6 protein-coding genes are annotated in these 7,391 nt (G+C 75.2%); 4 read left to right on the top strand and 2 right to left on the bottom strand.

The features are described from left to right. A partial coding sequence (locus tag J4709_RS34170) for a helix-hairpin-helix domain-containing protein (RefSeq protein ID WP_208247028.1) occupies positions 1 to 1,695 on the top strand: 1,695 nt, incomplete at its 5' end. 167 nt (positions 1,696 to 1,862) lie between these two features. Beyond that, entirely contained in the window at positions 1,863 to 2,513 is a 651-nt protein-coding gene (locus tag J4709_RS34165) for a hypothetical protein (RefSeq protein ID WP_208247025.1), read from the top strand. Between the two features lie 74 nt (positions 2,514 to 2,587). Here J4709_RS34165 and fabI read toward each other — a convergent pair whose 3' ends face one another. Together fabI and J4709_RS34155 are read right to left on the bottom strand one after the other, a co-directional pair. Beyond that, positions 2,588 to 3,376, bottom strand: coding sequence for an enoyl-ACP reductase FabI (gene fabI, locus J4709_RS34160; protein WP_173093447.1), 789 nt, complete (start codon positions 3,374 to 3,376; stop codon positions 2,588 to 2,590). Positions 3,377 to 3,381: 5 nt separating this feature from the next. Continuing rightward, positions 3,382 to 4,086, bottom strand: coding sequence for a beta-ketoacyl-ACP reductase (locus J4709_RS34155; RefSeq protein WP_173093449.1), 705 nt, complete (start codon positions 4,084 to 4,086; stop codon positions 3,382 to 3,384). A gap of 241 nt (positions 4,087 to 4,327) precedes the next feature. Here J4709_RS34155 and J4709_RS34150 point away from each other — a divergent pair, with 241 nt between their 5' ends. After that, a complete protein-coding gene (locus J4709_RS34150; protein ID WP_208247023.1) occupies positions 4,328 to 5,827 on the top strand; it encodes a TldD/PmbA family protein in 1,500 nt (499 codons plus the stop codon). A 5-nt stretch (positions 5,828 to 5,832) separates the two neighbouring features. Continuing rightward, the gene (locus J4709_RS34145) at positions 5,833 to 7,209 is read left to right on the top strand and encodes a metallopeptidase TldD-related protein (protein WP_372442179.1); all 1,377 of its coding nucleotides are present in this window, start codon (positions 5,833 to 5,835) and stop codon (positions 7,207 to 7,209) included. Positions 7,210 to 7,391 lie beyond the last annotated feature (182 nt).

Raw genomic sequence — 7,391 nt, 5'->3', positions numbered from 1 at the left:
GCGGGCGCGCCCGCCGGGCTCGCCGCCCGCGCCGCGGCGCGGCTCGGCGCCGGCGCCGCCGGGCGGCTGCGCGAGGACCCGTGGCGGCTGCTGAGCGTCCCCGGCGTCCAGCCGGCGCAGGCGGACCATTTCGCGCGCGCCCTGCTCGGCGCGGACGCCCGGCCCGACGACCCGCGGCGGGGGCGCGCGCTCGTCCTGCACCTGCTGACCGACGCGGCCCGCCGCGGCCACACCGTCACCCCGCTCGACGACGTGGTCAAGGCGCTGGAGCGCGCGCGGGTCGCCGACGCGCGCGGCGCCGTCGAGGCGGCGCTGGACGAGGGCGAGGTGGTCGCGCTCACCGAGGAGCCGGAGTTCGACGAGGAGTCCTTCGACGAGGACGCCGAGCCGTCCGAGCCGGAGGAGACGCTCGGGCCCGCGCGGTGGGCGCTGGCGGAGGAGGCCGCGGCCGAGGGGTTCCAGCGGCTGACGCTCACCGCCGTGCCCCTGCTGGACGACGCCGCCGTCAAGGAGCTGCGGGCCGGGCTGCCCGAGGACCGCTCCCTCGCGCTCACCGCCGCGCTGCGCACCGGGGTCAGCGTCCTGCGCGGCGCCCCGGACGCGCTCGCCGAGCTGGCCGGCGGCATCGCGGCGGCCGCCGCGTCGCGGGGGCTGCGCGCCGCGGTCACCGCGCCGACGGAGCGGGCCGCGGCGGACCTCGCCGCGGCGCTGCCCGGCGACGGGCCCGCGCCGGAGGTGACGAGCCTGCACCGGCTGCTGGAGCCGCAGGACGGCGCCGATGCGGCGCCCGGCGCCGTCGTCTACGGGCGCGGCGAGCAGCGGCCGTTCGAGCTGGACCTGCTCGTGGTGACGGACGCGGCGGCGCTCGATGTGGAGCTGTGCGCGGTGCTGGTCGAGGCGTGCCCCGACGGCGCGCACCTCGTGCTGTGCGCGGAGCCGGGCTCGCCGCCGCCCGCCGGTCCGGGCCGTCCGCTGGACGACCTGGAGGCGTCGGAGACGGTCCCGGTCGTGGTGCTGGACGCCGAGCCGCCGTCCGGCCCGGTCGCGGTGCTCACCGAGGCGGTCCGGGGCGGCGAGCTGACCGCCGTGGACGCGCCGGGCCGGGAGGTCGTGATCGTGCCGGCCGCCGACCCGGCCGAGGCCGTGCACCGGGCCGTCCAGCTCGTCACCGACTCGATCCCGCGGGCGCTCGGCATCGCGGTGGAGGACGTCCAGGTCGTCGCGGCGGCCGCGGGCGGGGAGGCGGGCGCGGCGGCGCTGAACGCGGCGCTGAAGGCGCGGCTGAACCCCGGTCCCGGCGCGTTCGGCGGGATGGATCCCGGCGACCGGGTGGTGGTGGCGGCGCCGCTCCCCCGGGCGGCGGTCGGCGAGACCGGCGTGGTGGTGGGAGGCGGCCCGCACGGCCTGGACGTGGAGTTCCCCGGCGGCGCGGTGACGATCGCGCCCGCGGACGCGGCGCGGCTGCGGCACGGGTGGGCGGTGCCGGTCGCGCTGGCGCGCGGGACGCGGCGTCCGGCGGTCGTCGCGGTGCTGGTGCCGGAGGGGCTGTCGCGGCCGCTGGTGGCCACCGCGTTCGGGCTGGCGGGCCGGCACCTGTCGGTGGTGCAGGCGGCCGGGCCGGCGCTCGCCAGGGCGGTCCGGGAGTCGGGGGCGCGCGAGCGGCGGACCCGCCTGGCGCGATTGGTGATGCGGTAAGGACGAGATCGATGATGCGGTAAAGAAACCGCCGTGTCGCTGTTTACGGTTGGCCGCGCATGGGGCACGATCTTGTCAATCGGCGCGCATTTCACCCGTGGCCTCTGTGTCCCGATCTCGTTGGACCAGATGTCAACAACAGCATCACCGGTAGGCGGAGGAGCGACATGCCCCAGCGGCTCAGGCGGCTCGGTACGGCTTCGGCCGCGGTCTCGGCGGGCGCCCTGGTCCTGCTGCTGGCCGCGCCCGCGAGCGAGGCGGCGGCGGACACCTGCAAGAAGGGCACCGACCCGGCGAGCACCATCGAGAACTGGAAGTGCAACCTCGGCAACCTGCGCAAGTCGCTGACGCCCACGCCGACCCCGACGCCCAAGCCGACGCCCACCGAGCAGACGCGCAAGCCCGCCGCCCCCAAGGCGCCGGCGCCGAAGAAGACCAAGGCGCCCGCCCGCGGCTCAGGCGGCTCCGGCGGAACCGGCTCCCTGCCGTCCGGCGGCGCGGGCGGCGGGCCCACCGCCATGACCGGCGGCGCGGGCCTCAAGCCGTACGACGGCAAGGCGCCGCTGCCGTCCTCCGGGCTGCCGGGCGTCCTGCCGACCCCGGAGATCGCGGCCGACCCGAACGCCTACCGCGGCGTGCCGGGCGCCGCCACCGTGCCGCAGACGCGCCTCATCTCGCCCGTCGCGTCCTCGCAGCACGAGAGCGGCCAGATGCTGTGGGTCGCCGCCGCCGCGGGCGCGGCGGGCGCCGTGGCCGCGCTCAACATCAGCGTCGCGGGCCGGTCCCTGCGCCGCTCCGCCGCGGCCCGCCGCCGCTGACCGCCGGCACCGGATCCGGAAAGCCGGAGGCCCCTCCCCGCGAACGGGAAGGGGCCTCCGGCTTTCCGGGCGGCTCACACGTCCGGCGCACCGATCGAGTGCAGGCCGCCGTCGACGTGGACGATCTCGCCGCTGGTGGCGGGGAACCAGTCAGACAGCAGCGCCACGCACGCCCGCGCGGTCGGCTCGCTGTCCTTGATGTCCCAGCCGAGCGGCGCCGCCTTCGGCCACAGCTCCGTCATGCCCTCGAAGCCCGGGATGCTCTTGGCCGCCATCGTCGCCAGCGGGCCCGCCGCGACGAGGTTCACGCGGATGCCCTGCGGGCCCAGGTACTTGGCGAGGTAGCGGGCGCACGACTCCAGGCCGGCCTTCGCCACGCCCATCCAGTCGTACACCGGCCACGACTTGGTGGCGTCGAAGTCCAGGCCGACGACCGAGCCGCCGCCCTTCATCAGCGGCAGGCACGCCATCGTCAGCGACTTCAGCGAGTACGTCGAGGCGTGCACCGCCGTCGCGACGTCCTCCCAGGGCGTCTCCAGGAAGTTGCCGCCGAGCGCGGTCTGCGGCGCGAACCCGATCGCGTGCATCACGCCGTCGAGGTGGTCGAACCCGTGGTCGCGCAGGTTGCCCTCGAGGGCGTCCAGCTGCTCGGTGTTCATCACGTCGAGCTCGATGACCGGCGGCGGGTTCTCCGGGCCGGACGGCAGCCGCTTGGCGGTCCGCGCCGTCAGCGTCGGCCGCGGGTAGGCCGTCAGGACCACCTCGGCGCCCTGCTCCTGCGCGACCCGCGCGACGTGGAAGCCGATCGAGGCGTCGGTGAGGACGCCGGTGACCAGGATGCGCTTGCCTTCGAGGATTCCCATGACCGTCAGTGCCCCATTCCCAGGCCGCCGTCCACCGGGATCACGGCCCCGGTGATGTAGGCCGCGTCCTCGCTCGCCACGAACCGCACCGCCTTCGCGACCTCCTCCGGCCGCGCGATCCGGCCCAGCGGGATCGCCGCGGTGATGCCCTTCTGCTGGTCCTCGGTCAGCACCGCGGTCATGTCGGTGTCGACGAACCCGGGCGCCACCACGTTCACCGTGATGTTGCGCGACCCGAGCTCGCGCGCCAGCGACCGCGCGAACCCGACCAGGCCCGCCTTGGACGCGGCGTAGTTCGCCTGCCCCGGCGAGCCGAGCAGCCCGACCACCGACGACACCAGCACGATGCGGCCCGTGCGGGCCCGCATCATGCCCTTCACGCCGCGCTTGGCGACCCGGAACGCGCCCGTCAGGTTCGTGTCGAGCACCGAGGTGAACGACTCCTCGCTCATCACCGCCAGCAGCGTGTCCTTGGTGATGCCGGCGTTGGCGACGAGCACCTCCACCTTGCCCTGCTCCGCCTCGACCTTCGCGAAGGCCGCGTCGACGTCCTCGGCGCTGGTCACGTCGCACCGCACGCCGAACAGCCCCTCCGGGGGCTCCCCCGACCGGTAGGTGACGGCGACGGCGTCGCCCGCCGCGGCCAGCTCGCGGGCGATGGCCAGGCCGATGCCCCGGTTCCCCCCCGTCACGAGGACAGAGCGACTCATCACGACCCTCTCGTAGGCTGCTGTCGAATCCGCCGCCCGGGGCGCGGCCCGCGGTGCGCGCGCCGCTCCGCCGCCGGCGGGGCGCTCGCTCCCGGACCCGCCGTCCTGGGACGACACCGCATGACCCTAGCGGGGACCGCGCGGCAACAGGATGTGCCTTACCGACAAGATCCGCACCCCCGCTTTGTTCGCCCGGCCGCACGGGTGGGGCGGAAGCGATCTCCGGGGTAGGTTGCGAAAGGTGCATGACATCGATCCCGCCTTCACCGCGCTGCCGCTGCGCGCGCTGGCCGACGCGGCCCTCGCCCGGGCCCGGGAACTCGGCGCCGAGCACGCCGACTTCCGCCTCGAACGCATCCGCAGCCAGACCCTGCGGCTGCACGACGCCGCCCTCGAGACCGCGATGGACGCCGACGACCTCGGCCTGTCGGTCCGGGTCGTCAAGGACGGCACCTGGGGCTTCGCCGCCGGCATCGACCTCACCCCCGCCGGCGCCGCCCGCGTCGCCGAGCAGGCCGTCGAGGTCGCCGCCGTCGCCCGCGCCGTCAACCGCGAGCCCATCGAGCTGGCCCCCGAACCCGCGCACGGCGAGCGCACCTGGGTGTCGGCCTACGAGACCGACCCGTTCGACGTCCCGACCGCCGACAAGATCGCGCTGCTGGCGGACTGGAGCCGCGGGCTCCTCGCCGACCGCCGCGTCGACCACGTCGACGCGACCCTGCTGCAGGTCAAGGAGAACAAGTTCTTCGCCGACCTCGCCGGCACCGTCACCACCCAGCAGCGCGTCCGGCTGCACCCCGTCGTCGACGCCGTCGGGATCGCCGACGGGGTGTTCGACACGATGCGGACCCTCGCGCCGCCCGCCGGATACGGGTGGGAATGGCTGACCGGCGCCCACTGGGACTGGGACGGGGAGCTCGCCCGCATCCCCGAGCTGCTCGCCGAGAAGCTCGCCGCCCCCAGCGTCGAGGCCGGTGTCTACGACATCGTCGTCGACCCGTCCAACCTGTGGCTGACCATCCACGAGTCGATCGGGCACGCCACCGAGCTGGACCGCGCGCTCGGCTACGAGGCCGCCTACGCCGGCACCTCGTTCGCCACCCCCGACAAGCTCGGGAACCTGCAGTACGGCTCCAAGGTCATGAACATCACCGGCGACCGCACCACCGAGCACGGCCTCGCCACCATCGGCTACGACGACGAGGGCGTCGAGACCCAGAGGTTCGACATCGTCTCCGGCGGCCTGTTCACCGGTTACCAGACCGACCGCCGCATCGCCCGGCTCACCGGCGCCGACCGCTCCAACGGCTGCGCGTTCGCCGACGCCGCGTCCAGCATGCCGATCCAGCGGATGGCGAACGTGTCGCTGGCGCCCGCGCCGGACGGGCCGTCCACCGACGAGCTGATCTCCGGCGTCGAGCGCGGCATCTACATCGTCGGCGACAAGAGCTGGTCGATCGACATGCAGCGGTACAACTTCCAGTTCACCGGGCAGCGGTTCTACCGGATCGAGAACGGCCGGCTCGCCGGCCAGCTCCGCGACGTCGCCTACCAGGCCACCACCACCGACTTCTGGAACTCGATGGAGGCCGTCGGCGGCCCGCAGACCTACGTACTCGGCGGCGCGTTCAACTGCGGCAAGGGCCAGCCGGGGCAGGTCGCGCCGGTCAGCCACGGCTGCCCGTCCGCGCTGTTCCGCGGCGTCAACATCCTCAACACCCTGCAGGAGGCCGGCCAGTGAGCGACATCAGGCCGCAGGAGGCCGTGGAGCGGGCGCTCGCGCTGTCGCGGGCGGACGACTGCATCGTGATCGCCGACGAGTCCACCACCGCGAACCTGCGCTGGGCGGGCAACACCCTCACCACCAACGGCGTCACCCGGTCCAGCCGGCTCACCGTGATCGCGCTGCGCCGCACCGGCGACGGCGTCGCCGCCGGCGTCGTGTCCCGGTCGGCCGTCGGCGCCGGCGGCATCGAGGACCTGGTCCGCGCCGCCGAGGCCGACGCCGCCGGGAACGAGGCCGCCGAGGACGCCGCGCCGCTCATCGCCGACGGGCCCCCCGCCACCGGCTGGGACGACCCGCCCGCCGAGACCGGCATCGGCGTGTTCGAAGGCGTCGCGCCCGCGCTCGGCGAGGCGTTCGCCGCCGCCGAATCCGCCGCGAACCGCCTCTACGGCTTCGCCAACCACGCGCAGACCTCGACGTTCCTCGGCACCTCCGCCGGGCTGCGGCTCCGCCACGACCAGCCGACCGGGCTGCTGGAACTGAACGCCAAGGGCGCCGGCGGCTCCGCCTGGGCCGGCGTCGGCACCCGCGACTTCACCGACGTCGACGTCCCCGGCCTCGCCGCCGGGCTCGCCCGCCGGCTCGACTGGGGCTCCCGGCGCGTCGACCTGCCCGCCGGACGCTACGAGACGATCCTGCCGCCGTCCGCCGTCGCCGACCTGATGATCTACCTGTACTGGTCGGCGGGCGCCCAGGACGCCGCCGACGGCCGCACGGTCTTCAGCGCCCCCGGCGGCGGCACCCGCGTCGGCGAGAAGCTCGCGAGCCTGCCCGTCTCGCTGTCCAGCGACCCCGCCGCGCCCGGCCTGGAGTCCGCGCCGTTCCTCGTCGCGCACGCCTCCAGCCGCGAAGCCTCGCTGTTCGACAACGGCCTCGCGCTCGGCGCCACCGACTGGATCGCCGACGGCACCCTCACCTCGCTCGCGCAGACCCGGCACTCCGCCGAACGCACCGGGCTCCCGCTCACCCCGCCGATCGACAACCTGTCGATGACCGGCCCCGGCGGCGGCGCGACCCTCGAGGAGATGATCGCCCGCACCGAACGCGGACTGCTGCTGACCTGCCTCTGGTACATCCGCGAGGTCGACCCGCAGAGCCTGCTGCTGACCGGCCTCACCCGCGACGGCGTCTACCTCGTCGAGAACGGCGAGGTCGTCGGGGCCGTGAACAACTTCCGGTTCAACGAGAGCCCCGTCGACCTGCTGTCGCGGCTCACCGAGGCCGGCGCGACCGTCCCGACCCTGCCCCGCGAATGGTCGGACTACTTCACCCGCGCCGCCATGCCCGCACTACGGGTGGCCGACTTCAACATGTCAACAGTGTCTCAAGCGAGCTAGACACGGCCAGGGTCGTGGAGGCGAAGCCCCGTCGTCCTCCGGGGGTGTGGGGGCGGAGCCCCCGCCGGGGGCGTGGGGGCTGGCCCCCCGCCGGGGTGAGCGGTGCCTGGAGCGGAGTGCCAGCGGAGCGGAAGGTGCCGCTCACCCCGCAGCGGGGGGTGTGGGGGGTCGCCCCCCACACG

It is taken from the genome of Actinomadura violacea, assembly GCF_017573465.1.
GTDB classification, from domain to species: Bacteria; Actinomycetota; Actinomycetes; order Streptosporangiales; family Streptosporangiaceae; genus Spirillospora; species Spirillospora violacea.
This window is presented reverse-complemented; position numbering and strand designations above follow the sequence as displayed.

Bases quoted from the DNA above. Each gene is read 5' to 3' on its own strand.
- fabI (WP_173093447.1), bottom strand. From the start codon at position 3,376: ATGGGAATCCTCGAAGGCAAGCGCATCCTGGTCACCGGCGTCCTCACC.
- J4709_RS34165 (WP_208247025.1), top strand. From the start codon at position 1,863: ATGCCCCAGCGGCTCAGGCGGCTCGGTACGGCTTCGGCCGCGGTCTCG.
- J4709_RS34155 (WP_173093449.1), bottom strand. From the start codon at position 4,086: ATGAGTCGCTCTGTCCTCGTGACGGGGGGGAACCGGGGCATCGGCCTG.